Source organism: Mesorhizobium humile, from assembly GCF_033977215.1.
Lineage (GTDB): Bacteria > Pseudomonadota > Alphaproteobacteria > Rhizobiales > Rhizobiaceae > Mesorhizobium > Mesorhizobium humile.
Map to the genome: position 1 here is coordinate 56,196 of NZ_JAVIIV010000021.1, position 24,129 is coordinate 80,324.

Annotated in this window: 24 protein-coding genes; 14 read left to right on the forward strand and 10 right to left on the reverse strand. The window is 65.1% G+C overall.

Going from position 1 to position 24,129, the window contains the following annotated elements:
- The 7 genes from fdhD (at position 1) to RFM52_RS26005 (ending at position 5,933) form a co-directional block, all read left to right on the forward strand.
- Entirely contained in the window at positions 1 to 831 is an 831-nt protein-coding gene (gene fdhD / locus RFM52_RS25975) for a formate dehydrogenase accessory sulfurtransferase FdhD (protein WP_320294393.1), read from the forward strand.
- Complete coding sequence (locus RFM52_RS25980; protein ID WP_320294392.1) at positions 821 to 1,108, forward strand: formate dehydrogenase subunit delta; 288 nt, start codon at positions 821 to 823, stop codon at positions 1,106 to 1,108. Before fdhD ends, RFM52_RS25980 begins: the two co-directional genes overlap by 11 nt.
- Positions 1,109 to 1,259: 151 nt before the next feature.
- Positions 1,260 to 2,813, forward strand: coding sequence for an alpha/beta fold hydrolase (locus RFM52_RS25985; protein ID WP_320294391.1), 1,554 nt, complete (start codon positions 1,260 to 1,262; stop codon positions 2,811 to 2,813).
- A gap of 109 nt (positions 2,814 to 2,922) precedes the next feature.
- Positions 2,923 to 3,396, forward strand: a complete 474-nt coding sequence (locus RFM52_RS25990) for a carboxymuconolactone decarboxylase family protein (protein ID WP_320294390.1) — start codon at positions 2,923 to 2,925, stop codon at positions 3,394 to 3,396.
- 78 nt (positions 3,397 to 3,474) lie between these two features.
- Complete coding sequence (locus RFM52_RS25995; RefSeq protein WP_320294389.1) at positions 3,475 to 3,837, forward strand: nuclear transport factor 2 family protein; 363 nt, start codon at positions 3,475 to 3,477, stop codon at positions 3,835 to 3,837.
- A 54-nt stretch (positions 3,838 to 3,891) separates the two neighbouring features.
- The gene (locus RFM52_RS26000; RefSeq protein ID WP_320294388.1) at positions 3,892 to 4,206 is read left to right on the forward strand and encodes a hypothetical protein; all 315 of its coding nucleotides are present in this window, start codon (positions 3,892 to 3,894) and stop codon (positions 4,204 to 4,206) included.
- A gap of 317 nt (positions 4,207 to 4,523) precedes the next feature.
- Complete coding sequence (locus tag RFM52_RS26005; protein ID WP_320294387.1) at positions 4,524 to 5,933, forward strand: FAD-binding oxidoreductase; 1,410 nt, start codon at positions 4,524 to 4,526, stop codon at positions 5,931 to 5,933.
- 161 nt (positions 5,934 to 6,094) lie between these two features.
- On the opposite strand, the gene RFM52_RS26010 is transcribed toward RFM52_RS26005, so the two are convergent.
- From RFM52_RS26010 to RFM52_RS26035, 6 genes are all read right to left on the reverse strand, one after another.
- Positions 6,095 to 7,522 (reverse strand): gamma-aminobutyraldehyde dehydrogenase, encoded by a 1,428-nt coding sequence (locus tag RFM52_RS26010; protein WP_320294386.1) that lies wholly within the window; start codon positions 7,520 to 7,522, stop codon positions 6,095 to 6,097.
- 127 nt (positions 7,523 to 7,649) lie between these two features.
- The gene (locus RFM52_RS26015; protein ID WP_320294385.1) at positions 7,650 to 8,465 is read right to left on the reverse strand and encodes an ABC transporter permease; all 816 of its coding nucleotides are present in this window, start codon (positions 8,463 to 8,465) and stop codon (positions 7,650 to 7,652) included.
- Complete coding sequence (locus RFM52_RS26020) at positions 8,455 to 9,420, reverse strand: ABC transporter permease (protein WP_320294384.1); 966 nt, start codon at positions 9,418 to 9,420, stop codon at positions 8,455 to 8,457. Before RFM52_RS26020 ends, RFM52_RS26015 begins: the two co-directional genes overlap by 11 nt.
- Before the next feature lie 223 nt (positions 9,421 to 9,643).
- Positions 9,644 to 10,642 (reverse strand): ABC transporter ATP-binding protein, encoded by a 999-nt coding sequence (locus tag RFM52_RS26025; protein WP_320294383.1) that lies wholly within the window; start codon positions 10,640 to 10,642, stop codon positions 9,644 to 9,646.
- Positions 10,643 to 10,815: 173 nt separating this feature from the next.
- Positions 10,816 to 11,970, reverse strand: a complete 1,155-nt coding sequence (locus tag RFM52_RS26030) for an ABC transporter substrate-binding protein (protein WP_320294474.1) — start codon at positions 11,968 to 11,970, stop codon at positions 10,816 to 10,818.
- Between the two features lie 215 nt (positions 11,971 to 12,185).
- Positions 12,186 to 13,031 carry a class I SAM-dependent methyltransferase gene (locus RFM52_RS26035; RefSeq protein WP_320294382.1) on the reverse strand — a complete coding sequence of 282 codons (846 nt, stop codon included), beginning with the start codon at positions 13,029 to 13,031 and terminating at the stop codon, positions 12,186 to 12,188.
- 75 nt (positions 13,032 to 13,106) lie between these two features.
- On the opposite strand from RFM52_RS26035, the gene RFM52_RS26040 reads away from it, so the two are divergent.
- The gene (locus tag RFM52_RS26040; RefSeq protein ID WP_320294381.1) at positions 13,107 to 13,574 is read left to right on the forward strand and encodes a helix-turn-helix domain-containing protein; all 468 of its coding nucleotides are present in this window, start codon (positions 13,107 to 13,109) and stop codon (positions 13,572 to 13,574) included.
- Positions 13,575 to 13,595: 21 nt separating this feature from the next.
- On the opposite strand, the gene RFM52_RS26045 is transcribed toward RFM52_RS26040, so the two are convergent.
- The 3 genes from RFM52_RS26045 to RFM52_RS26055 all read right to left on the reverse strand — a co-directional run bounded on the left by RFM52_RS26045 (position 13,596) and on the right by RFM52_RS26055 (position 15,775).
- On the reverse strand, positions 13,596 to 14,501 hold the full coding sequence (locus tag RFM52_RS26045) for a LysR family transcriptional regulator (RefSeq protein ID WP_320294380.1): 906 nt from the start codon (positions 14,499 to 14,501) through the stop codon (positions 13,596 to 13,598).
- 69 nt (positions 14,502 to 14,570) lie between these two features.
- Positions 14,571 to 15,179 (reverse strand): DedA family protein, encoded by a 609-nt coding sequence (locus RFM52_RS26050; RefSeq protein ID WP_320294379.1) that lies wholly within the window; start codon positions 15,177 to 15,179, stop codon positions 14,571 to 14,573.
- Complete coding sequence (locus tag RFM52_RS26055) at positions 15,176 to 15,775, reverse strand: class I SAM-dependent methyltransferase (protein WP_320294378.1); 600 nt, start codon at positions 15,773 to 15,775, stop codon at positions 15,176 to 15,178. The genes RFM52_RS26050 and RFM52_RS26055 overlap by 4 nt, the downstream gene beginning before the upstream one ends.
- A 215-nt stretch (positions 15,776 to 15,990) precedes the next feature.
- On the opposite strand from RFM52_RS26055, the gene RFM52_RS26060 reads away from it, so the two are divergent.
- The 4 genes from RFM52_RS26060 (at position 15,991) to RFM52_RS26075 (ending at position 19,418) form a co-directional block, all read left to right on the forward strand.
- Entirely contained in the window at positions 15,991 to 16,665 is a 675-nt protein-coding gene (locus tag RFM52_RS26060; protein WP_320294377.1) for a response regulator transcription factor, read from the forward strand.
- The gene (locus RFM52_RS26065) at positions 16,662 to 18,014 is read left to right on the forward strand and encodes a sensor histidine kinase (RefSeq protein ID WP_320294376.1); all 1,353 of its coding nucleotides are present in this window, start codon (positions 16,662 to 16,664) and stop codon (positions 18,012 to 18,014) included. The genes RFM52_RS26060 and RFM52_RS26065 overlap by 4 nt, the downstream gene beginning before the upstream one ends.
- A 68-nt stretch (positions 18,015 to 18,082) precedes the next feature.
- Positions 18,083 to 18,532 carry an RrF2 family transcriptional regulator gene (locus RFM52_RS26070; protein ID WP_320294375.1) on the forward strand — a complete coding sequence of 150 codons (450 nt, stop codon included), beginning with the start codon at positions 18,083 to 18,085 and terminating at the stop codon, positions 18,530 to 18,532.
- Positions 18,522 to 19,418, forward strand: coding sequence for an NAD(P)/FAD-dependent oxidoreductase (locus RFM52_RS26075; protein ID WP_320294374.1), 897 nt, complete (start codon positions 18,522 to 18,524; stop codon positions 19,416 to 19,418). Before RFM52_RS26070 ends, RFM52_RS26075 begins: the two co-directional genes overlap by 11 nt.
- 220 nt (positions 19,419 to 19,638) lie before the next feature.
- Here RFM52_RS26075 and RFM52_RS26080 read toward each other — a convergent pair whose 3' ends face one another.
- The gene (locus tag RFM52_RS26080; protein WP_320294373.1) at positions 19,639 to 20,403 is read right to left on the reverse strand and encodes a DeoR/GlpR family DNA-binding transcription regulator; all 765 of its coding nucleotides are present in this window, start codon (positions 20,401 to 20,403) and stop codon (positions 19,639 to 19,641) included.
- A gap of 388 nt (positions 20,404 to 20,791) precedes the next feature.
- On the opposite strand from RFM52_RS26080, the gene RFM52_RS26085 reads away from it, so the two are divergent.
- Both RFM52_RS26085 and RFM52_RS26090 read left to right on the forward strand, forming a co-directional pair.
- A complete protein-coding gene (locus tag RFM52_RS26085) occupies positions 20,792 to 21,676 on the forward strand; it encodes a phosphotransferase family protein (RefSeq protein WP_320294372.1) in 885 nt (294 codons plus the stop codon).
- Positions 21,673 to 24,126, forward strand: coding sequence for a GcvT family protein (locus tag RFM52_RS26090; protein WP_320294371.1), 2,454 nt, complete (start codon positions 21,673 to 21,675; stop codon positions 24,124 to 24,126). Before RFM52_RS26085 ends, RFM52_RS26090 begins: the two co-directional genes overlap by 4 nt.
- Positions 24,127 to 24,129 lie beyond the last annotated feature (3 nt).

Genomic DNA, 24,129 nt, shown 5'->3' on the forward strand with positions numbered 1-24,129 from the left:
TTGACCGCGCGGCGCAAAGCCACGACGCAAATCTCGCGGCTGGCGCATCGCGCCGGCGGCACCGCGGCCGCGAACCGCATGGTGCCGGAGGAGACGCCAGTGGCGTTCTCCTTTGCCGGCACAACGCATGCGGTGATGATGGCAAGCCCCGCCGATTTCGAGGATTTCGCGCTCGGCTTCTCGCTGACCGAAGGCATCATCGCCGACCCGAAAGAGATCGAGGCGATCGAGGTCGAGGATCTTGGCGCCGGCATCGATATCCAGATCCGGCTGAAGGACCAGGCCAACACGCGCTTCCAGGCGCGGCGGCGCCGGCTTGCCGGGCCGGTCGGCTGCGGCTTGTGCGGCATCGAATCCATCGAGGAAGCGATGCGCTCGGTCGACGCAGTTGGTGCGTCGCGGCTTACGCTTCAGGCGGAGGACATCACCAGCGCCGTCCGGCTGCTGTCGAAGGTGCAGCCGCTGCACGCCGAGACTGGCGCGGTGCATGCAGCCGGCTTCTACGTTCCCGGCAAGGGCATCGTGATGGCGCGTGAGGATGTCGGCCGCCACAACGCGCTGGACAAGCTTGCCGGCGCGCTGGCCAAGGCCGGCATCGATGGTGCCGCCGGCGCCGTCGTCGTGACCTCGCGCGTGTCGGTGGAGATGGTGCAGAAGACGGCCGCCATCGGCGCTTCGATCATCATGGCGGTTTCGGCGCCGACCGCGCTTGCCATCCGCACCGCCGAGGCCGCCGGCATGACGCTGGTGGCGCTGGTTCGCGGCGACGATTTCGATATTTTCACCCACCCTGAACGGGTGGTTTCCGGAGTTGCCAAGCATGTCGCATGACGAAGACCACATCGCCAACACCAGGGAAAAGCTGGTGCGCATGGCCAACCAGATCGCCACCTTCTTCCATTCGAAGCCGCGCGAGGAAGGCATTGCCGGCGTTGCCGAGCACATCAACAAGTTCTGGGAGCCGCGGATGCGGCGCCAGTTCTTCGAGATGCTGGACGCCGGCACCGAGAATTTCGACGACCTCGTGATCGCCGCCTCGGCCAGGATCAAGCGGCCACCGACACCGGATCAGGCCGACAAGAGCCTCGGCTACGCCAGGCAGGCATAGGCGGCGCGCGCTGTTTCACGCTGACAGCGCCACACGCTCCGTCGGCGGCAAAGGTCTTATATTTCACCTCTCTAAAGTTATGCTGCCTTAGACGGCCCGCTTCTGCTATGGTCGGCGACAGGAAATCGTCTGGCCGGGCGGGATAGCTTGCGTGAGGCCGATCGAGACCAGATACGCGCGCAGCGGAGAGGTGCGGATCGCCTATCAGGTGGTCGGCCAGGGTTCGTTCGATCTCGTCTTCGTGCCGGGCTTCATCTCCAATCTCGACCTGCATTGGGAAGACGAAGGCTACAGCCGCCTGTTGAAACGGCTCTCCGCCTTCTCGCGGCTGATCCTGTTCGACAAGCGCGGCACCGGGCTTTCCGACCGCGTCGATACCCATCATCTGCCCAGCTTAGAGACCCGCATGGACGACGTGCGCGCGGTGATGGACGCCGCCGGAAGCGGCCGCGCGGCGATCCTGGGCGCCTCGGAAGGCGCGCCGATGGCGATGCTGTTCGCCGCCACCTATCCGGAGCGGACGCGCGCGCTTGTCCTCTATGGCGCCTATGCGCATTTCCACAAATGGGTGATGCCGCCGGAACGGCTGGAAGCCTTCATCGAAACGGCGGAGACCTCCTGGGGCACCGGCGCCACCTTGCCCAATTTCGCGCCCGGCCGGGTCGACGATGCGCATTTTGCCCAGTGGTGGGCCCGGTTCGAGCGGCTGTCGGCGAGCCCGACGGCCGCGGCTGCCCTTGCGCGGATGAACGCCGGGATCGACGTGCGCGGCATCTTGGCGATGATCAGCGCGCCGACGCTGCTCATCCATCGCCGCAACGACGTCCGTGTCGATCCCGATGCCAGCCGCTTCCTCGCGAAGAAGATCCCGCATGCCCGGCTGGTCGAGATAGCCGGGCGCGATCATCCGATCTGGACCGGCGATGTCGATCGCGTGGCCGACCTGATCGAGGAATGCCTCACCGGCGAACCCGCGATGGCAGATACCGAGCGCGTGCTGGCGGCGCTGCTGGTGACGCGCATCTACGACACGGCCAAGCTTGGCGATCGCATGTGGGGCGAGCGCAGCCAACGCTTCCAGGAGACCTGGCGGCTTCTGGTCGGCCGTCATGGCGGCCGCACGGCCGGCACGCATGGCGAAATGATGATGTCGCGCTTCGATGGGCCGGCCCGAGCCGTACGCTGCGCCGCGGCATTGCGCGAGGCGGCGCAGCAGATCGGCGTGGCGAGCGCGCAAGGCGCGCATGTCGGCGAGATCGAAATGCGCGGCCAGCCGGTGGGCCTGACGGCGCGGGTGGCGATGCAGCTCGCCGCGCATGCCGGGCGCGGCGACATCCTCGCCTCCCGATTGGTCGCCGATCTCGCGGTCGGTTCCGGCCTGCATTTCGTCGATGCCGGCCGTGTCAGCCTTGATGAGCTGGACGAGCCCATGCCGGCGGTTCTGGCGACGTCGGAGCAGCATCTGGAGCCGGCCTGCCGGCCCAAGGCAAGGCCCGCCGAGCCGGCCGCGCTGACGGCGCGCGAGAGCGAGGTGGTGAGCCTGATCGCCGACGGCAAGAGCAATGCCGCGATCGCAGCCGAACTCGACCTCAGCGAGCACACGGTCAAGCGGCACGTCGCCAATATCCTGCTCAAGCTAGACCTGCCGTCGCGGGCGGCAGCGGCGGCCTTCTCAGCACGGCACGCTGGCCCGGACGGGCCATGAGAGCCATGGCGCTTTCGGGCGAAGCGGCGGAGGCCCTGTAAGCGGTATCAATTCTCCCCATGCAGGCCGGGCGATGTCGCCGGAAGGGCGCTGTGAAATGGAGGATGAAATGCTGAAACTCAGTCGCAAGATCGGATTGCTGGCATTCGCCGCGGGCGCATTGCTGGCCATCACCCCTGCGCATGCCGAAGACGCTTCGGCGACCGCCGCCTACAAGGACATCCAGGCCACCCTCGGCTCGGTGCCCGACATGTTCAAGACTTTGCCCGATGTGGCGGTCGCCGGCGCCTGGGCCGAGATCAAGGGCGTTCAGCTCAACCCCAAGACCGCGCTCGACGGCAAGACCAAGGAACTGTTGGGCCTTGCGGTCGCCGCGCAGATCCCCTGCCAGTACTGCATCTATTTCCACACCGAGGCCGCCAAGCTCAACGGCGCGAGCGACGAGGAGATCAAGGAGGCGGTGGCCATGGCGGCGATCGTGCGCCACTGGTCGACGATGCTCAACGGCAGCCAGGTCGACCTGGCGACCTTCAAGAAACAGACGGACGACGTGTTCGCGGCCGTCAAGGCCAAGTCGCAGTGAGAAATCCCTGCCCGGCAACGAGCCGGGCAGCATTTTCGAATATCAACCGCCCAGGACGATGGGCACATGGAGGATGACATGCTGACCAAGACAAAAACAGTGGACGGCGCCGCGATCAAGAAGGCGATCGAAGGCCGCGACGGCAAGTTGCTGTCGAGCTTCTACAATGACGATGCGGTGGTGCGGGTGATCGACCGCAACAACCCGCCGAGCAAGCCGCGCGAAATCCGCGGCCGCGCGGCGATCAGCACGTTCTGGGACGACATCTGCAGCAGGGCGATGACCCACAAGGTCGACACCACCGTCGCCGAGGGCGACAACCTCGCCTTCATGCAGGCCTGCGCCTATCCGGACGGCACAAAAGTGTACTGCGCGGCGATGCTGGAGCTGAAGAACGGTCGGATCGCAAAGCAGACCGTCGTGCAGGCCTGGGACGAATAGTTCAACCGCCGACAATCAACAGCGGCCCGGGCCGCAATCGTGAGGAGAACCAGCATGTTCAGCGCCAGATGGCAGATCGACGCCAAGTTCGGGCACAAGCAGACCGTGCTCGAGCTGTTGAAGAAGTGGGAACGCGAAATCGGCTCACAGGTTGGCCTCGCCGATCTGCAGTTCCAGATCATGACCGGCTCGATCGGCGCGCGCGAGGCGACGGTCGAGTCTCATCATCAGGTCAAGAGCCTGGCCCAGTTGGAGGAGTTCTTCGCCAAGATCGGCAAGATCGATGCGCATGCCAAATGGGGTAAGGAGATCGAGCCCTATGTGGTGTCGGGCACCAGCCTCTGGCAGATCTACCGTATCGTCGAATAGTTTTGATCGTCGAATAGCCGCGGCTGGGCATTGGCGGAGGCTGGCACGATGGATGGGTGGCCGCGACGGCGGCCGCCTTCCACCATGCCGTAGCCGTCGGACGCGGCTAGTCTCCACGGCAGCTACCGGCTGCGCGACCATGGCTCTCCCGGGCCATACCCCGCTGGTCCTTTCGGGCGAAGCGGCGAGCACCGGATTGGTGCAATGTGATCTTCCTGCACCATCCAACGCATCCGCCCGTCGAGGCGGCATAACAAAGCAACAAATGCGTCGCGCCGACGCCGCATGGCGGTGGGCGCAATCAAGGGAGCAAACCGATGACCGACGAAACCCATGCAAAACTGCGTGAAAGCCTGCGCGGAGAGGTGATCCTGCGTGACGATGCCGGCTATGACGAGGCCCGCAAGGTCTACAATGGCATGATCGAAAAGCGCCCGCTGCTGATTGCACGTTGCGCCGATGTCGCCGACGTGATCACCGCCGTGAAATACGCGCGCGCCAACGACCTGCTGATCGCCGTGCGCGGCGGCGGGCACAACGGCGCCGGGCTGGGGATTTGCGACAACGGCCTCGTCATCGACCTGTCGATGATGAAGGGGGTCCATGTGGATCCGAAAACACGCACCGTGAGGGTCGCGCCCGGCTGCACTTCGGGTGACGTGGACCATGCCACTCATCCTTTCGGGCTCGCTGTTCCGGCCGGCATCGTCTCGACCACGGGCGTTGCCGGTCTTACCCTCGGCGGCGGGACGGGCTATCTCACGCGCAGATACGGTCTCACCATCGACAATCTGGTCGAAGCCGATCTGGTGCTGGCCGACGGCAGCGTGGTGACAGCCAGCAAAGTCGAGAACCCCGACCTGTTCTGGGCGCTGCGGGGCGGCGGCGGCAATTTCGGCGTCGTGACGAGCTTCCTGTTCCAGGCCCATCCTGTAAACATGATCTTCGGCGGCCCGGTGTTCTGGGAGGCCAAGGACGCTCCGGCCGTCATGCGCGCCTATCGCGACTATCTGCCGGCGGCACCGGAAGATCTCGGCGCTTTTGTCGGCCTGAAGTCGGTTCCCTCGACCGACCCCTTCCCGCGCGAATATTGGGGCAAGCGCGCCTGCGCCATCATCTCCTGCTACAACGGCACGGAGGAGGACGGGCGCAAGGCCATGGCGCCGCTGCTCGACAATTTGCCGCCGCCGATCTTCAACTGGATGGGCGTGATGCCATTCCCGGCCTTGCAGGCGCTATTCGATCCGCTGCTTCCGAAGGGCCTGCAATGGTATTGGAAGGGCGATTTCGTCAAGTCGCTTCCCGACGAAGCCATCGCCACCCATGTCGCGCAGGCCGCCGAGGCGCCGAGCGAATTGTCGCTAATGCATCTTTACCCGATCGACGGCGCCGTCCGCCGTGTCGGCAAGAACGAGACGGCATGGAACGCGCGCGACGCGACCTGGTCAATGGTCATCGCCGCCATCGATCCCGATCCAGGCAAGGCCGCCGCCCTCACCAAGTGGGCCAAGGACTACTGGGCGAGCATCCACCCCCACAACGGCGAGGGCGGCTACGTCAATTTCATGATGGACGACGAAGGAGAAGCACGCGTGCGGGCGAGCTACGGCGCAAACTATGAGCGGCTGAGCCAGGTGAAGCGCGCTTACGACCCGTCCAACGTCTTCCGGGTCAACCAGAACATCAAGCCAGCCTTGTCGGCGGTGCAGGGCAGGACGGCGGCGTAGCTCATAGGCTCTGGCCGCCGGTGCGGGGGAGTAGCAGTAAGGCCAATTTCGGCCGTCAGTTGCGGCGGCCGAAATAGCACGTGTTTTCCTGCGCAATTGCGGACGGAAGACGGCGGCAAAGCCGCCGAACTCAACCCGCGCGCACTTTTCCTGGGACTGCTTTACCCGTGCGCCACCATCACGTGGCGAACGGCGGTGTAATCCTCCAGCGCGTAGAGCGACATGTCCTTGCCGTAGCCGGACTGCTTCAACCCGCCATGCGGCATCTCGTTGGTCAGCATGAAGTGGGTGTTGATCCAGGTGCAGCCATATTGCAGGCGCGCGGCCGTCGCCATGGCGCGCGAGACGTCCTTCGTCCACACCGACGAGGCAAGGCCGTAGTCGCTGTCGTTCGCCCAGTTCACCGCTTCGTCGACATCCGAGAAGCGGGTGACCGAGACGACCGGGCCGAACACCTCGCGGCGCACGATCTCGTCTTCCTGCAGCGCGCCCGCGACGACGGTCGGCTGGTAATAGAAGCCGGAGCCCTCGCCCGGCTTGCCGCCGGTGGTGATCTCGATGTGCTTCAGCTCCGATGCGCGCTCGACGAAGCTCGAGACGCGGTCGCGCTGGCGGCGCGAGATCAAGGGTCCGATCTCGTTCTCGGTGTCGTCCGGCTGGTTGTATCTGATGGTCGAGACGGCGGAAGAGAGGTCGGCGACAAGCTTGTCGTAGACCTTCTTGCCGGCATAGATGCGGCAGGCGGCGGTGCAGTCCTGGCCGGCATTGTAATAGCCGAAGGCGCGCAGGCCATTGACCACAGCGCCGAGGTCGGCATCGTCGAAGACGATGACCGGCGCCTTGCCGCCGAGCTCCAGATGCGTGCGCTTGACCGACTTGGCGGCCGCCTGCAGCACCTTCTTGCCGGTGGCGACGTCGCCGGTGATCGAGATCATGTTGACCTTTGGGTGGTTGATCAGCGTGTTGCCGACGCTGTCGCCACGGCCGAGCACGACGTTGACGACGCCCTCGGGCAACACCTCGGCGAGGATCTTCGCCAGCTTCAGGGCGGTGAGCGGCGTCTGTTCCGACGGCTTGAAGACGACCGTGTTGCCGCCGCCGATCGCCGGCGCCAGCTTCCAGGCCATCATCATCAGCGGATAGTTCCACGGCGCGATGGAAGCGACGATGCCGACCGGATCGCGCCGCACCATCGAGGTGTGGCCTGGAATATATTCGCCGGCCACCTGGCCGGGCATCGAACGGACCGCTCCGGCGAAGAAGCGATAGCAGTCGACGATCGCGGGGATCTCGTCATTGAGCACCGCGTTGATCGGCTTGCCGCAATTCAGCGCCTCGAGGGCGGCGAACTCCTTCGCTTCGGCCTGGATGCGATCGGCGATCTTGAGCAGATAGCCGGAGCGCTGTGCGGGCGTCGTGCGCGACCAACCGACGAACGCTTGTTCGGCTGCACTGACTGCAGCCTCGATCTGCGCCGGGCTCGCCTCCGGCAGGTTGAGGATCGTCGCGCCGGTCTTCGGATTGAGGATCGGCTCCTCGGTTTCGGTGCCCTTCTCGAATTTCGAGCCGATGAGCATTTGGGTGTCCATGGGGTTTCTCCTTAAGAGAAGTGAATGGTGAATAGTGAATGGTGAGTAGTCATTAGTGAGTAGTGACGATCTCCATCGCGCATTTTCTATTCACTATTCACTATTCACTATTCACTATTCGCTGCTTTCATTTTCCACTGCCGGCGATCTGGTCGCCGTCGCGGGTCAGGTAATAGGCAAAGAGGATGGGCAGCAGCGTCACCAGCACGACGACCATGGCCACGACATTGGTGACCGGGCGCTGGCGCGGGCGGATCAGCTCCTCCAGCATCCAGATCGGCACGGTCTGCTGCTGGCCGGCGGTGAAGGTGGTGACGATGACCTCGTCGAAGGAGAGCGCGAAGGCGAGCATGCCGCCGGCAAGCAGCGCCGTGGCGATGTTCGGCAGCACGACATGCCTGAACGTCTGGAAACCGTCGGCGCCGAGGTCCATCGAGGCCTCGATCATCGAGCCGGAGGTGCGGCGGAAACGGGCGACGGCGTTGTTGTAGACGACGACCACGCAGAAGGTGGCGTGGCCGAGCACGATCGTCCAGAACGAGAACGGGATGTCGGCAAGCGCGAAGGCCGAGCGCAACGCAATGCCGGTGATGATGCCGGGCAGCGCGATCGGCAGGATGACCAGCAGCGAAATGGTCTCGCGACCGAAGAAGCGCGTCTGCGAGACGGCGGCGGCGCAAAGCGTGCCGAGCACCAGCGCGATCGTCGTCGAGATGGCGGCGACGCGGACCGACAGCGACAGCGCATCCCATACGTCCAGGCGGTTCCAGGTGACGGCGAACCATTGCGTGGTAAGCCCCGGCGGCGGCCACACAAAACTCTTCTCTTCCGTCGTGAAGGCATAGACGAAGATCAGGAGGATCGGCAGATGCAGGAAGAGCAGGCCGCAGGCGGCGGCGATCTTCAGGCCGAGCGGAGCGGATTGGCCGCGGTCAGAGCGCATCGAAAGCCCCCATGCGCTTGGCGCCCCAGAGGTAGAAGCCCATGATGACGATGGGCACCACGGTGAAGGCGGCGGCCAAGGGAATGTTGCCGGCGGTGCCCTGCTGCGAATAGACGGCCTGGCCGATGAAGAGCCGCGAGGTGCCGATGATCTGCGGGATGATGTAGTCGCCCAATGTCAGCGAGAAGGTGAAGATCGAGCCGGCGACGATGCCGGGCAGCGCCAGCGGGAACAGCACGTTGCGAAAAGTCTGGCCGGGCGAGGCGCCGAGATCCGACGAGGCCTCGACCAGATTGCCGGGCACGCGCTCGAGCGCGGCCTGCACCGGCAGGATCATGAAAGGCAGCCAGACATAGACGAAGACGATGAAGGTGCCGGTGAAGGAGACCGACAGCGAGTTGCCGCCGACGATGGGCAGCGAAAGCCAGGCATCGAGCAGCCACAGAAGGTTCAGCTTGGCGAGCAGCCAGGTGAGGATCCCTTCCTTGGCCAGGATCAGCTTCCAGGCGTAGATCTTGACCAGATAGCTCGACCACAGCGGCAGCATGACGCCGAGATAGAACAGCGCCTTCCAGCGGCCACGCGCATAGCGCGCCGCGTAATAGGCGATGGGGAAGGCGACGATCGCGGAGGCCAGCGTGACCAGCGCCGCCATCGTCACCGTGCGCAGGATGATGTCGAGATTGGCGGCCTGGAACAGGTCGCCATAGGTCTTCAGCGTAAACTGGCGATTGATGAGACCGGAGAACTCGTCGATGGAGAAGAAGCTTTGGGCGAGCAGCGCGAACAGCGAGCCGATGTAGACGATGCCCAGCCACAGCACCGGCGGCAGAAGCATCAGGAGCAGCAGAAGCCTGGGCCGGTGCCAGAAGAGGTCGGAGACCGCGCCACGGATGCCGCCGCTACCGGGCAGAATGGCGGGGGTGGGGTTGGATTGGACAGCGGCGATGGTCATGGCGCCACCGCGTGTTGATGGGGATTACCTGAGAGGCCGAGATCCTTCGCCCCCCTCTCTGTCCTGCCGGACATCTCCCCCTCAAGGGGGGAGATCAGCAGTTTCTCGGCCCCGCCCATTCTGCCACGTTGGAGATTGGCGAAACCCGAAGGGACAGCCAATCTCCCCCCTAGAGGGGGAGATGTCCGGCAGGACAGAGGGGGGCGCCTCGCGCAAACCTTCATCATGCCGGCTCGTCCATCAGATGCAGGCTATCGCGGTTGAAGGTGAGCATGACCGCCCCGCCCTCAGCCGGCAGCGCTGTTCCGGCCGGCACCACCGCATGCAGCCTCAACCCATCGGCATCGAGCGCCAGCCTCGTGGTGGCGCCAAGGTAGTTGGTGCCGACGAGGCGCGCGGCGACGCCGTCGCCGCTGGTTGCGCTTGAAACGCGTATGGATTCCGGGCGCAGGCTTCCCCAGCGATGCTGGCCGGAGTAGCGCTGGACAAAATCCGGCGGCAGCACGTTGGACGAGCCAACGAAATCGGCGACGAAGCGTGTGTTCGGGCGCTGGTAGATGTCTTCCGGCGTGCCGATCTGCATGATCCTGCCGTCATTGAACACGGCGACGCGATCGGCCATGGAAAGCGCCTCGCCCTGGTCGTGGGTAACGAAGACGAAGGTGATGCCGAGCGCCTTCTGCAGCGACTTCAACTCCTCCTGCATGTTCTCGCGCAGCTTGAGGTCAAGCGCGCCGAGTGGCTCGTCGAGCAAAAGCACCTTGGGCTGGTTGACGAGCGCACGGGCAAGCGCGACGCGCTGGCGCTGGCCGCCGGAAAGCTGGCCGGGGCGGCGCACGCCATAGCCCGGCAGCCGCACCAGCGACAGCGCCTCTTCCGCCGCCTTCAGCCGCTCGGCCTTGCCGACGCCCTTGACCATCAGGCCGTAGGCGACATTGTCGAGCACGTTCAGATGCGGGAACAGCGCGTAGTCCTGGAAGACGGTGTTGACATTGCGGCGGTAGGGCGGAACGCCTTCGGCGCGCTCGCCGAAGATGGAGATCGAGCCTGCCGTCGGCTGCTCGAAGCCGGCGATCAGCCTGAGGCAGGTCGTCTTGCCGGACCCGGAAGGCCCGAGCATGGCGAAGAACTCGCCCGGCGCGATCTCCAGATCCACCGCGTCGACGGCGCGCACGCTGCCGAAATGGCGCGAGACTTGTTTGAAGGAAACGGCGGAGGTCATGGGTCGGTTTGTTTCGTTGCCGGTTTAGAAGGGATGCACGGCGCCCTACCTTCCCCTCGATGGGGGAGGTCGCGGCGAAGCCGCGGGTGGGGGTGATAGCGCGAACCTATCAGACTGCCCCCACCCCGACGCTTTGCGTCGACCCTCCCCCACAAAGGGGGAGGGTAAGAGCGCTAACGCCCGCCGATGACGCCGATATAGTCCGACACCCAGCGGTAATAGGGCACGCACTGGTCGTTCTGGCTGGCGCATTTCGACACCGGCGTCTTCCAGAACTTGATCTTGTCGAAATTCTCGTAGCCGTTGGTCTTGCAGCCTTCGTCGCCGAGCAGCTCGTTGCCCTTGCAGGCGGCGGGCACGACCGGCAGCGAGCCGAACCAGGCCGAGACGTCGCCCTGGACCTTCGGCGACAGCGAATGCTCGAGCCACATATAGGCGCAGTTCGGATGGGCGGCGTCGGCTTCCATCATGGTGGTGTCGGCCCAACCGGTGACGCCCTCTTCCGGCACGGTCGAGGCGACCGGCTTCTTGGCGGCGACCAGTGTGTTGACCTGATAGGGCCAGGAGCCGGAAGCGACCACGCCCTCGTTCTGGAAGTCGTCGACCTGGATCGCAGCGTCATGCCAGTAGCGGCCGACCAGCGTGCGCTGGGTGCGCAGGAGAGCGAGCGCCGCCTTGTACTGGTCCTCGTTGAGCTCGTAGGGGTCCTTGATGCCGAGTTCCGGCTTGTGGAACATCAGATAGTTGGCGGCGTCGGCGATGTGTATCGGGCCGTCATAGGCCTGGACGCGGCCCTTGTTCGACTTGCCGTCGGGCAGCTTCATTTCCTCGAAGACGACATTCCAGCTCTTGGGCGCTTCCTTGAAGACTTCGGTGTTGTACATCAGGATGTTCGGACCCCATTGGTAGGGAACGCCGTAATGCACCTTGTCGACGGTGAACCATGGCGCGTCCTTCAGCCGGTCGTCGACACTCTTCCAGCTCGGGATCAGGTCGGTGTTGATCGGCTGGACGCGCTTGCCGGCGACGAGGCGCAGCGAAGCATCGCCTGAAGCGGTGACCAGATCGAAGCCGCCCTCGTTCATCAGCGAGACCATCTCGTCCGAGGTGTTGGCGGTCTTGACGTTGACCTTGCAGCCGCTCTCCTTCTCGAAAGCCGTCACCCAATCATAGCCCTTGTCGGTCTCGCCGCGCTCGATATAGCCCGGCCAGGCAACGATGTTGACCTCGCCCTCGCCCTTGCCGAGTTCCTTGACCTGGGCGATGGCCTGACCGGAAAAAGTCAGCGCGACAGTCAGCGCCGTGCACGACTTCAGGAATGCATTCATCATCGATCTCCCATTTTGGCGCATGACCCCGAAAACCAGTTCGGTTTTCGGAAAGGATCATGCGCAACCTACAAAGGGTCGGCGCTTCATGCTCCGACGGCAGCGCTCTCAGGACGCGGCTTTGTTCCCTGAGCGAAAAGTGCTGTGAAAAATCCGGTTTCGCAAATTCATTTATCAGAAAGCCGATATCGGTTTTTCCGATGGCAAACCGCTCTTCAAGCCAGCGCCGTCGCCAGCCAGCAGGCGGCATTGAAGCGAGCCTCACCGGCCACCACGAAAGGCGCGAATGCGGCGGGCAAGACCGTGATGATTTTTTCGGCCGTTGCCTGGTCGACCTCGCGGAGCGCGGCGCCTACCGGCCCTAGCCGCGTGGCATATTTCATCAGATTGGCTTCGGTGATCCGGCACTGGACGTCCACCTGCTCGACTTTGATCGATGACCAGCCGCTTGCTTCAAGGATCCGCTTCACCCTGGCGCCGTCGGCAAAGGCAAACTGCCCCGGGGCTTCGGGGTCGGGCGCGGGTGCGGGCGGCAGGAAAGGCGCGGCCGCTCGCGCCGCGGTCGTCATGAAATCATTCTCGACCGGACTGCGCCAAGCGACAAAGGCGAGTTTGCCACCGCGCCTTGCAGCCTGCCTTATGTTGGTGAACGCGGCCACCGGATCCTCGAAGAACATCACACCGAAGCGCGAGACAACAGCATCGAAGTGGCCAGATTCGAACGCATATGCCTGGGCATCACCCACTTCAAAACTTGCGTTTGCCACCTTGTCCGCCCGTGCGCGCTCCGCCGCCAGCGTGACAAGAGGCTGCGAGATGTCGAGCCCGACGCAACGTCCGCCGTCCCCGATTCGGCGCGCCATCGCCAGCGTCGTAGCGCCGGCGCCGCAGCCGATGTCCAGGACATTACTCCCTTCCCCGGGATAGCCGGCATCCACTACGAGGCGCTCGAAGGGCGCCAGTACCCCGTCGAGGATCGGCTGCATCTCGACCCAGGCCTTTCCGCTGGCGTCGTTCCATAGAGCGGCTTGCTGTGTGTTTGGCTGCGCGGATTGCGGCATAACGGACCTCGCTTTCTGTTGCTCGCGCCGATCGTCGCGAGCACTCTACGAGTTCAAGCCGACTTGAGGTCAAGTATGAAAGATATGGACATTGCCGAAGTGTCGCGCCGTACTGGCGTGCCCGCCTCGACACTTCGCTACTACGAGGAGAAGGGCCTCATCGCCTCGATCGGTCGTCGCGGCCTGCGACGGTTGTTCGACCCGGCCGTCCTGGAACGGCTCGCCTTGATCGCGCTTGGACGCGCAGGTGGATTCGCGCTGGACGAGATTTCCTCGATGCTGACGCCCGACGGTCTAACGAAAATGGATCGACGGCGGCTGGATGCCAAAGCCGACGAACTGGACCGGTCCATCCAGCGCCTGACCGCGACGCGAGAGGCTTTGCGGCACGCTGCCCGATGTCCGGCCGCCCGACCCATGGAGTGTCCGACCTTCCGGCGCGCCGTCAGGCTGGCCGGCGCCGGCCGCTTCGAGGTTACTCCGATCGGTCCGTTCAAGGCGGAGGCGGTTCCCGCAACAAGGCGCAAGCGCAAGACTGGCTAGGTCAGCCTGGAGTAGGCCCCATTAACGGCGGACCATACGCTGCGACTGCGCGAGGCCGATGAAATCGCGCGCGGCCTGCGGCAGGCCGGAGCCGCGACGCCAGACCGTGCCGACCTGAACCACCGGCAGCGAGCCGGAAACGTCGCGCGATTCGATGCGGTCGCCTTCCAGCGACCACGGCCGGTAGACGAGGTCGGGCAGCAGCGCCACGCCGGCGCCGGTGGCGACCAGGCTGCGCACCGCTTCCACCGATCGCGTGCGGAAGGCGACATGGGGTCTCGCACCGATCGCCGACAGCAGCTTGCCGGTGTTCTCCTCGATCTCGTCGACAGTGAGCATGATCAGCGGCTCGGACGCGATGTCGCCGATCGAGATGATGTCGGCGCTGGCGAGCCTGTGGCTGAGCGGGATCCATAACCTGTAGGCAGAGACTTCGAGGATTTCCGACTGCAGCGCGGTGCGGTCGCGCAGGTTGGAGGTCACCATGACGGCGATATCGAGCTTGCCGCCGACCAGAAGGTGCTCGAGATAGTCGCCATTGTCCTCGATGGCCGAAACCTCGACGCCCGGATAGGCGCGGCGGTAGCGGGCGAGCAGGTCGGACAGGACATAACCGGCGACCAGCGAAGTGACGCCGAGCTGAAGCCGGCCGCCCGCCGCGGCCTGCTCGCTCGAAAAGGAACGGCGTGCATCGGAGACATCGGCCAGGATCTTGGTCGCGTGGCGCAGGAACTGGTGGCCCTTGTGGGTGATGTTCAACCCGCGCGGATGGCGCTCGAAGAGTTCGACCCCGAGATCGCTCTCCAATTCCTTGATCGCCTCGGTGACCGAGGATTGCGAAATCGACAGGTTCTGCGCGGCGCCCGAGACGGTGCCCTGCTCGGCGACAGCGACGAAGAACTGCAATTGGCGGATGGTGAAAGCCATGGCCGGACTAAACACCGGCGCGCGCGGGAAAGAAAGCCGGCGCAGCCGGCTTGTTCACGCCGGCAATTTCTAGCCCCTCGCGGCTACGACGCGTCGCCAGTGGGAGCGCAGCGCAATGAGGAACGCGACTTCCAGCGCGAGCACGACGGCCATGATGCGAAACGCCACCGTGGGCAGATCGTGGACGCTGTCGCGCATCGCATAGCCGGCAAGAAGGAAGCCGGCATTCCACAGCATCGCGCCAAGCAAGGTGGCCAAAGCGAAGGGCAAGGCCGGCAGGCGCAGCGCGCCGGCGGCGATCGGCAGATAATTCCGCACCGTCGGCACGAACTGCGCCAGCAGCGAGGCCCGCATGTGGTTGCGGCGGTAGGCGCCGGAGAAACGCAGATAGGTTTCCTGGCGCAGGAACATGTAGCGGCCGAAGCGCCCGACCAGGGCGTCGGCGCGCGCCGGCCCGAGCCGGGCGCCCAGAGCGAACCAGAACAGGCAACCAGCCGTCGAAGCCAGCGTCGTCACCGCCAGCAGGGCGCCGAGCGCCGCAAGATCAGGCGCCCTGGTCATGCCGAGAAAGAGCAGCAGCACATGCGACGGCGGCGCGGGCAGGATCTTTTCGGTGAAAGCGAGGCAGGCGGCGCCGAGCAGGCCTAGCCCCAACACCGCCGACAGGAGATCGGTCATGCGAAGCGCCAGTCATAGGTGCTCAGGCTCTTGATCCTGGAAACGCGATAGACCGTCGCCGGCGGAAAGTTGCGGAAGGTGCCGCCGATCCGAACCGCCTCGAGGTCGAGCCTTTCGAGGACCGACTGATCGAAAGGGCAGCGGCGGCCAAAGGTAAACTGGTAAAGTGCGGCACCCGGCCGAAGACTGGCAAAGACGCCTTCCAGGATCGCGGACGACTTGCGCGGCGATATCAGGCGAAACGGCAATCCGCTGACCACCGCGCCGACAACAGGGCCATCGAACAGCGGCAGATGGCGCAGGCCGACCGCATCCATCTCGATGATGCGCGCCGCCGGGAAGCGGCGATTAAGCAGCGAGGCGAAATCCGGATCGGACTCGACCAGTGTCAGGTCGCTCTCGCGGACGCCGCGCTGCAGCAAGGCACGCGTGAAGGGTCCGGTGCCCGGCCCGAGTTCCAGCACCGGACCTATGTCGGGACCGATCTCGCGCGTCATCAGCGCCGCCAGGCTCGGGCTGGAGGGCGTGACCGAACCCATGCGGAACGGCGCCAGCGTCCAGGCCATCAGGAAAGACAAAGCATCACTTGCAGGCATGTTGACCTCATTGCTTGCGCGGGCGATTCGGGACTGCCCGGCATTCGACGAGGCGCTGTTTGCGGGTAGCGGATTGCATGGACATTGCGCATGGCGGAGCTTCACGAAAGAAAAGGCTGGCGCCGTCGGCGAGAACTGGCGCCATGTTTGCGCAATCTTGGCGCGATAGCCGGCCGGCGATGGATTGTAAGAAGTGGGACTGCAAGAGGTCTTGAATGCGTATCCTGCTGGTCGAGGACGAGCCGGAAATGGTTTCGGCGCTGCGGGCGGCGCTGAAGCGGCACGACATGGTCGTCGACCATGCCGGCTCGCTGCTTGAAGCGGAAGGGTTCGTCGCCGTCGACGGCTACGACGCGATCCTGCTCGACCGGCAACTGCCCGACGGCGACGGGCTGACGCTGGTGCCTAAGCTTCGTGCCGCAAGGAACATGACGCCAGTGCTGATGCTGACGGCCCGGGGCGACACCGGCGACAAGGTCGACGGGCTCGACATGGGCGCCGACGACTACCTGGCCAAGCCCTTCGCCTTCGAGGAATTGCTGGCGCGGCTCAGGGCATTGCTGAGGCGCCCGGCGGCGATCGAGACGCAGACCATCCGCGCAGGCCATCTTTCGCTCGATGTCGGCCATCGCGAGGCCTCGATCCGCGGTGAGCCGCTTACCCTGCCGCGCCGCGAACTGCTGGTGCTGGAAGCGCTGATGCGGCGAACGGGGCGCATGGTGCAGCGCGAGGCCCTGATGGAGGCCGTCTTCGGGCTGGACGACGAGATCCAGTCCAACGCGCTCGATACCCATGTCTCGCGGCTGCGCCGCAAGCTTGCCGAGGCCGATGGCGGAGTCGTCATCAACGGCATTCGCGGCGTCGGCTACCTGCTGCGCGAGATCACATGAGTCTCAGCCGGCCGCGTTCGCTGAAATGGAGCCTGGTGCTGCGCATCGCCATCCTGCAATGCGTGATGCTGACGCTGCTCATCGCCGGCATCATCGGCGCAATGCTCGCCACCGGCATCATTCCGCACGACTATGAGGACGGCACGATGGACGTGCTGGCGGATGCAGTGGCGCGCGACGCCAATGGCGCGCTGGTGCTGAAGGAAAATTCCGGTCTGGCTAGGCTGCGTTCGGATGTCCCGGACCTCTGGTTCATCATCCGAGACAAGCAAGGGCACCGGCTTCAGGAAGGCACCGTGCCGGTTGCCTACCAGCCTTTCGTCGGGCTGCTGGACAATATCAGCGATGCCCGCATCGACCTTGCGATGGGCGAGGCCGCCCCGCCCGGCGGAAAGATACGCTGGACCGACACCGCGGCCGGCAATGTCCAGATCATGAGCGGCACCAAGGGCGGGCTCTCGCTGCTGCGCGTTCTCGGGCAGGCGCCAGCGCTCTTCCTGCAAGGGATCTTGCCGCTGGCCGGGCTGATGGCGCTGGCGACGCTGTTTGCGACTCCCTGGGTGGTGCGCGGCGCGCTTTCCGGCCTCGGGCGCGCGGCCACCGCGGCAGGCCAGATCGACATCGACAAGCGCGGCGTGCAACTGCCGCTGGATGGCGTGCCGAAGGAAGTCACGCCGCTGGTCGACGCCGTGAACGCGGCGCTGTCCAGACTCGACGCTGGCTATGAGCGGCACAAGCGCTTCCTGACCGACGCCGCGCATGAGCTCAGAACGCCGGTCGCCATTCTCAACACGCGGCTTGCGTCGTTGCCGGCAACGCCGGAGCGCGCCAGGCTGCTGCAGGATGCCGCAAGGCTGTCGACCCTTGCCGACCAGTTGCTCGACCTGCAACGGCTCGACCGCCAGGCCGAGCATTTCGGGCCGGTCGACCTCGTCACCCTTGCACGCACCGTCGTGGTCGACCTCGCGCCGATGGCTTTCGCCGCCGGCTACGAAATGTCGTTTGAGCCAGCCAGGGAAAAGCTCATCGTGCGCGGCGACCGCACGGCGATCGAACGCGCCGTGACCAATCTCGTCCAGAATGCGATCGACCACGGCGGCAAGGCCGGCCACATCACCATCCGCATACGCCCGCCCGCGATAATCGAAGTGCTCGACGAAGGCGGCGGTGTGCCGACATCCGAACGCGAGCGCATCTTCGAGCCCTTCTACCGCTTGCATCCGCAGGACCATGGCGCCGGCCTCGGCCTCAACCTGGTCCGCGACCTGATGCAGCTGCATGGCGGCAAGGTCGAGGTGCTCGACGGCAAGGCGGGCGGCGCCTGTTTCCGGATGATCTTCCCGGCCTGATATCCGGCCGATTGCCTTGGAGTCGAACGGGATTTGACAGCGGAATGATTCGTAACTAACTAAGTTACATGAAACGCAACAGCCGACTGTCCTCGACCCTGCACATCCTCGTCCATATGGCCGATGCGCCCGACCGGGCGCTGACCTCCGAAGAGCTTGCCGGCTTCATCCACACCAACCCGGTGGTCGTGCGCCGCACCATCGCCGGGCTGCGCGAGGCTGGCATCGTCACCTCGTCGCGCGGCCATGGCGGCGGCTGGCAGCTCGGCCGCGCGCCGGACAAGATCTCGCTGGCCGAGATCAGCGCGGCGCTTGGCGAAACGCTGTTGCCGTTCAGCACCGAGCCGGAAAGTCCCGGATGCCTGGTCGAGCAGGCGGTGATCGCCGTGCTCGACGACTTTCGCCTAGAGGCGGAAAGGCTGCTCACTGAGCGGCTCAGCCATATCACGCTGGCCGATCTGACGGCCGACTTCCGCCGCCGTTATGACCTGATTGGAGTATCCAGCCATGCAGTATGATGTGATCATCGTCGGCGGCAGCTTTGCCGGCCTGTCCGCCGCCATGTATGCGGCGCGGGGGCGCCGCAAGGTGCTGGTGATCGATGCCGGACAGCCGCGGAACCGCTTCGCCGAACACTCCCATGGCTTTTTCGGTCAGGACGGGCGGGCGCCGTCGGACATTCTCGACGAGGCCAGGGCACAGCTGCTTGCCTATCCCACCGTCAAGGTGATCGACGGCTGCGCCGAGCGGGCCGCCGTCACGGGCACCGGCTTCGAGGTCGAGATGGACAATGGCGAGGGTTTCGGCGCGACGCGGCTGGTGCTCGCCACCGGCGTCCGGGACATCCTGCCGGACGTCCCCGGACTGGTCGGGCAGTGGGGCAAGACGGTACTGCATTGCCCCTATTGCCACGGTTACGAGGTGGCCGGCGGGCCGCTCGGCGTGCTGGCGACCGGACCGATGTCGCTGCACCAGGCCGAACTGATTTCCGACTGGGGCGACGTCACGCTGTTCGCCGACGGCTTGTTCGAACCGGACGCGGACCAGGCGCGGGCCCTGGAGAAGCGCAACATACGGTTCGAGCCTGACAAGGTGAGCGAAGTGCTGGACGACGGCTCCGACGGCCTGCTCATCAGGTTCGAGGGTAATCGCAGCGCGAGCGTGCGGGCGCTGTTCACCGCGCCGCGCAACGAAATGGCAAGTCCGCTCGCCGAGCAGCTGGGCTGCGCCTTCAACGAAGGCCCGCTCGGCCGGGCGATCGTCGTGGACGACAAACAGCAGACATCGGTGCCAGGTGTGTTCGCAGCCGGCGATGCCGCGCGCATGACGCACAACATCGCCTTCGCGGTGTCCGGCGGTGCGATGGCCGGGGTTGCGGCGCATCAGTCGCTGGTGTTCGGTTAGGGTGTGTTGACATTCAGGTGATGCCGGCCTGCAAATGGCGGCTTCCTGCGCTTCCGGTGCTCACGTACTTAAAAGTACGCTCCGCTCCGGCCTTCGCCGGCCGAAGCCCTCATAAGGGTCTTCGCTCCATGAAGGCTACGGCCGGCGTAGGCCGGTTCTCGGAACCCACCATTTTCGACTCGGCCTGACCCGAATCTCAATACACCTAGTCCGGGCGAGATCAGGCCGTCGCAATGGTCAAACGCGCGCCGGCCTGGCTCAGCGCGGCGGTTATGTCGGGCGGCGGCGACTGGTCGGTGGCGAGCTCGGAAAAGCCGTCGAAGCCGCAGACCCGGACCAGCCCCTGGCGGCCGAACTTGGTATGGTCGGTGACGACCAGCGAACGCTGGCCGCGCGACAGCACCATGCGGGCGAACTCCGCCTCCTCCAGCTCGTAGTCGGTGAGGCCGGCAGAGGCATCGACCGCGCCGATCGAGATCACCGCATGATCGACCGAAAAGCGGCTGACGAACTCGATCGCCGTAATGCCGAAAGCGGCGCCGGAATCGCTGCGCAGCTCGCCGCCGGCCATATAGACCTTGTTGCCGTTCACCGTCGCCAGCGTGCGGGCAATGTCGGAGGAATTGGTGACCACCGTCAGCCGGCGATGGCCGAGCAGCTCGCGCGCGAGGAAGGATGTGGTCGTGCCGGTATCGAGCATGATCGCCTCGCCATCGCGGATGGTGGCCGCGACCATCCTGGCGATCAGGCGCTTGGCTTCGGCATTCTCGCGCATGCGCCGCTCGAACGGCGCCTCGCCCACCATCGAGGCAAGGCCCACGGCGCCATGCATCTTCAGCACCGACCCGTCATCGGCGAGCGGCTTGACGTCGCGCCGCACCGTTTCCAGCGAGACTCCGAGACGTTCGGCAAGGCTGGCTATGGTGATCGTGCCCTCCTCGTTGAGGAGCCGCAGGATCTCGCCATGCCGTTTCGAGTGGATCATGTGGATGTCCGGGGTTTTGCCCGAATTTAAAGCTTTGACAACGCTTTGAAAGGAGTTGCTTATATTTTCGGGCAAAACACCCAAAAAAGGTCACAGCTTTTGATTGACAGTTCCGCCACACCGGCATGAGAGTGGCTGCAAGTGACAGGCTCGGAACTGCTAACGGGAGGGTGATGGCAGAGCCGCAACCTAGTGACCATGTCGCCTGGAAACAGCCAGGCGCGAGCTTTTATCGAATCCGCGGGGGCGGATGCCGGGATACCATGCCTGGCCAAGGGGCTCGTCGGTGCGGTGCGGGATACCGATCCTGGCGTCTCGCACCGACGAGGCTTTTTCATATTTTCCCATCCTCGTTTTCCGCGGGACCGGCTGAGGCTGGAGCGAAGCCGTGAGCGCCGAAGACCGCATCCGCGCCCTGCCGTGCTGGAACGGCAGCATCGAGATCGAGCCGCTGCCGGGCGGCCTCAGCAACGCCAATTTTGTCGTCACGGATGCAGCCGGGCGGCATGTCGTGCGCTTCGGCCAGGACTTCCCGTTCCACCACGTCTTTCGCGAGCGCGAGGTGATGACGGCGCGGGCGGCGTATGCGGCGGGCTTCGCGCCAGCCGTGCATTATTCCGAGCCCGGCATCCTGGTGACGGAATTTCTCGGCGCCAAGACTTTCCTGGGAGAGGATGTGCGCGCCAATCTCGGCCGCGTGGCGGCGCTGCTGCGCGGCTTTCATCGCGAGATGCCGAACCACGTCTCCGGCGCCGGCTTCATGTTCTGGGTGTTCCACGTCATCCGCGACTATGCGCGCACGCTGGAGGAAGGCGGCAGCCGCAAGAAGAGCGAGCTGCCGCGCTATCTGTCCCTGGCCGACGAGCTCGAGCGGGCGCAGAAACTGTTGCCGATCGTCTTCGGTCACAACGATCTTTTGCCGGCCAATATTCTCGACGACGGCAAGCGGCTGTGGCTGATCGACTTCGAATATGCCGGCTTCAACACGGCGATGTTCGACCTCGCCGGCGTCGCGTCCAATGCCGGCATGAGTGACGACGAATCCTTCGCCTTCATGACCGCCTATTTCATGAAGGAGCCGGACGGCGAAATCCGCCGCTCGCATGCCGCCATGCAATGCGCCTCGCTGCTGCGCGAAGCGATGTGGAGCATGGTGTCCGAGCTCTATCTCGACGCGCCCGGTATCGACTATGTCGCCTATACCGAGGAGAACCTCGTCCGGCTCGACGCGGCGCTGGAGAACTACCGGACGAAATACGGGACCAAACCATGACCTTGCCCAGCCATGCCGAAATCGTCGTCATCGGCGGCGGTATCATCGGCTGCTCCACCGCCTATCACCTGGCGCGCGACCACAAGGCGGACGTGGTGCTGCTCGAGCAGGGCAAGCTGACCTCGGGCTCGACCTGGCACGCCGCCGGCCTGGTCGGGCAGTTGCGCTCCTCGGCCTCGATCACGCGCGTGCTCAAATATTCGGTCGAGCTCTATAAGGGGCTGGAGGCCGAGACGGGCCTGGCGACCGGTTGGAAGATGACCGGCTGTCTGCGGCTGGCGACCAACGCCGACCGCTGGACCGAGTTCAAGCGGCTGGCGACGACAGCCAAAAGCTTCGGCATGGATATGCAGCTTTTGTCGCCGGCGGAAGTGAAGCGCATGTGGCCGCTGATGGATACCGGCGACCTGGTCGGCGCCTCGTGGCTGCCCACCGACGGGCAGGCAAGCCCCTCCGACATCGCCCAGTCGCTCGCCAAGGGCGCGCGCATGCATGGCGCGAAACTGTTCGAGGACGTGCGCGTCACCGGCTTCACGATGAACGACGGCCGCATCGCGGCGGTGAAGACTTCGAAAGGCGACATCGCCTGCGACAAGGTGGTGAACTGCGCCGGACAATGGGCAAGGCAGGTCGGCGCGATGGCCGGCATCAACGTGCCGCTGCAGCCGGTCAAGCACCAGTACATCATCACCGAGAAGATCGAGGGGCTGGCCAACGACGCGCCGACGATCCGCGACCCCGACCGCCGCACCTATTTCAAGGAAGAGGTCGGCGGGCTGGTGATGGGCGGCTATGAGCCCAACCCGCAGGCCTGGGCAACCGGGCTTCCCGGGGGCGATGTCCCCAACGACTGGGAATTCCGCCTGTTCGATGACGATTACGATCATTTCGAACAGCATATGGCCCAGGCGATCGCACGTGTTCCGGCTCTGCAAACCGCCGGCGTCAAGCAGATGATCAACGGGTCGGAAAGTTTCACGCCGGACGGCAATTTCATCCTCGGCGTCGCGCCGGAATGCGCCAACATGTTCGTCGGCGCCGGCTTCAACGCCTTCGGCATCGCGTCGGGCGGCGGCGCCGGCTGGGTGCTGGCGCAATGGGTGGTCGACGGCGAGGCGCCGCTCGACCTGTGGGTGGTCGACATCAGGCGCTTCTCGGGTCTCCACCGCGACCGCGACTGGGTCCGCGACCGCACGCTGGAAGCCTATGGCAAGCACTACACGATCGGCTTCCCGCATGAGGAATATCTATCCGGGCGGCCGCGCATCGTCTCGCCGCTCTACGAGCGGCTGAAGACGCACCGCGCCGTGTTCGGCTCCAAGCTCGGCTGGGAACGGCCGAACTGGTTCGCGCCGGACGGCGCGGCCGCCGAGGACGTCTATTCGATGGGCCGCCAGAACTGGTTCGGCCCGGTCGGCGACGAGCACCGGCATGTGCGCGAGAAGGTCGGCATCTTCGACCAGTCCTCCTTCGCCAAATACGAGCTGGCCGGCGCCGACGCGCTGAAGGCGCTCGACTGGATCTGCGCCAACGACGTCAACAAGCCGGTTGGGCGGCTGACCTACACGCAGCTTCTCAACACGCGCGGCGGCATCGAGGCCGACCTCACCGTGTCGCGGCTCGGCGAGGACCGGTTCTACATCGTCACCGGCACCGGCTTCCGCACGCATGACCTGTCCTGGATAAGCGATCATATCGGCTCCGGCCTCGACACGAGGCTGAAGGACGTCACGGAGAAGTACGGCACGCTGTCGCTGATGGGACCCCTCGCCCGAGAGGTGCTGGCTGCGGTGATGGATGCCGACGTCTCGAACGCCGCCTTCCCCTTCGGCCATGCGCGTGAAATCCAGATTGCCGGCCATACCGTCAAGGCGTTGCGCGTCACCTATGTCGGCGAGCTCGGCTGGGAACTGCATGTGCCGATCGCCGCCACCGGCGAGGTTTTCGATGCGCTGATGGCGGCGGGCAAGGCGCATGACATTCGCCCGGTCGGCTACCGGGCGCTGGAATCGCTGCGACTGGAGAAAGGCTATCGCGCCTGGGGCTCCGACATCACGCCGAACGACACGCCACTGGAGGCGGGGCTCGGCTGGGCGGTGAAGCTTCGCAAGAACACCGATTTCGTCGGCCGCAGGGCGCTGGAGACAGCAGCCGGCAAGCCGCCGACGAAACGCTTTGCCGGCTTCACGGTGGACGACCCGGCGATCGTGCTGGTCGGGCGCGAGACGATCCTGCGCAATGGCGAGCCGGTCGGCTACCTCACCAGCGGCGGCTACGGCTACACGGTGGAGAAGAACATCGGCTACGGCTATGTGCGCAACGCCGACGGCATCAGTGACGATTTTCTTGCCTCGGGCGACTATGAGCTGGTGGTGGCGATGGAGCGCGCGCCGGCAAAAATCCATATCGAGCCGATGTATGACCCGGCCGGAGCAAGGATAAAGGGCTGATCC

Coding starts and splice junctions, on each gene's coding strand:
- RFM52_RS26045 (WP_320294380.1), bottom strand. CDS start 14,501: ATGGCTTTCACCATCCGCCAATTGCAGTTCTTCGTCGCTGTCGCCGAG.
- RFM52_RS26075 (WP_320294374.1), top strand. CDS start 18,522: ATGCAGTATGATGTGATCATCGTCGGCGGCAGCTTTGCCGGCCTGTCC.
- RFM52_RS26010 (WP_320294386.1), bottom strand. CDS start 7,522: ATGGACACCCAAATGCTCATCGGCTCGAAATTCGAGAAGGGCACCGAA.
- RFM52_RS26055 (WP_320294378.1), bottom strand. CDS start 15,775: ATGCCTGCAAGTGATGCTTTGTCTTTCCTGATGGCCTGGACGCTGGCG.
- RFM52_RS26070 (WP_320294375.1), top strand. CDS start 18,083: ATGAAACGCAACAGCCGACTGTCCTCGACCCTGCACATCCTCGTCCAT.
- RFM52_RS26060 (WP_320294377.1), top strand. CDS start 15,991: ATGCGTATCCTGCTGGTCGAGGACGAGCCGGAAATGGTTTCGGCGCTG.
- RFM52_RS26030 (WP_320294474.1), bottom strand. CDS start 11,970: ATGAATGCATTCCTGAAGTCGTGCACGGCGCTGACTGTCGCGCTGACT.
- RFM52_RS26090 (WP_320294371.1), top strand. CDS start 21,673: ATGACCTTGCCCAGCCATGCCGAAATCGTCGTCATCGGCGGCGGTATC.
- RFM52_RS25995 (WP_320294389.1), top strand. CDS start 3,475: ATGCTGACCAAGACAAAAACAGTGGACGGCGCCGCGATCAAGAAGGCG.
- RFM52_RS25980 (WP_320294392.1), top strand. CDS start 821: ATGTCGCATGACGAAGACCACATCGCCAACACCAGGGAAAAGCTGGTG.
- RFM52_RS26005 (WP_320294387.1), top strand. CDS start 4,524: ATGACCGACGAAACCCATGCAAAACTGCGTGAAAGCCTGCGCGGAGAG.
- RFM52_RS26025 (WP_320294383.1), bottom strand. CDS start 10,642: ATGACCTCCGCCGTTTCCTTCAAACAAGTCTCGCGCCATTTCGGCAGC.
- RFM52_RS26065 (WP_320294376.1), top strand. CDS start 16,662: ATGAGTCTCAGCCGGCCGCGTTCGCTGAAATGGAGCCTGGTGCTGCGC.
- RFM52_RS25990 (WP_320294390.1), top strand. CDS start 2,923: ATGCTGAAACTCAGTCGCAAGATCGGATTGCTGGCATTCGCCGCGGGC.
- RFM52_RS26000 (WP_320294388.1), top strand. CDS start 3,892: ATGTTCAGCGCCAGATGGCAGATCGACGCCAAGTTCGGGCACAAGCAG.
- RFM52_RS26040 (WP_320294381.1), top strand. CDS start 13,107: ATGAAAGATATGGACATTGCCGAAGTGTCGCGCCGTACTGGCGTGCCC.
- RFM52_RS26035 (WP_320294382.1), bottom strand. CDS start 13,031: ATGCCGCAATCCGCGCAGCCAAACACACAGCAAGCCGCTCTATGGAAC.
- RFM52_RS26080 (WP_320294373.1), bottom strand. CDS start 20,403: ATGATCCACTCGAAACGGCATGGCGAGATCCTGCGGCTCCTCAACGAG.
- RFM52_RS26050 (WP_320294379.1), bottom strand. CDS start 15,179: ATGACCGATCTCCTGTCGGCGGTGTTGGGGCTAGGCCTGCTCGGCGCC.
- RFM52_RS26020 (WP_320294384.1), bottom strand. CDS start 9,420: ATGACCATCGCCGCTGTCCAATCCAACCCCACCCCCGCCATTCTGCCC.
- RFM52_RS26015 (WP_320294385.1), bottom strand. CDS start 8,465: ATGCGCTCTGACCGCGGCCAATCCGCTCCGCTCGGCCTGAAGATCGCC.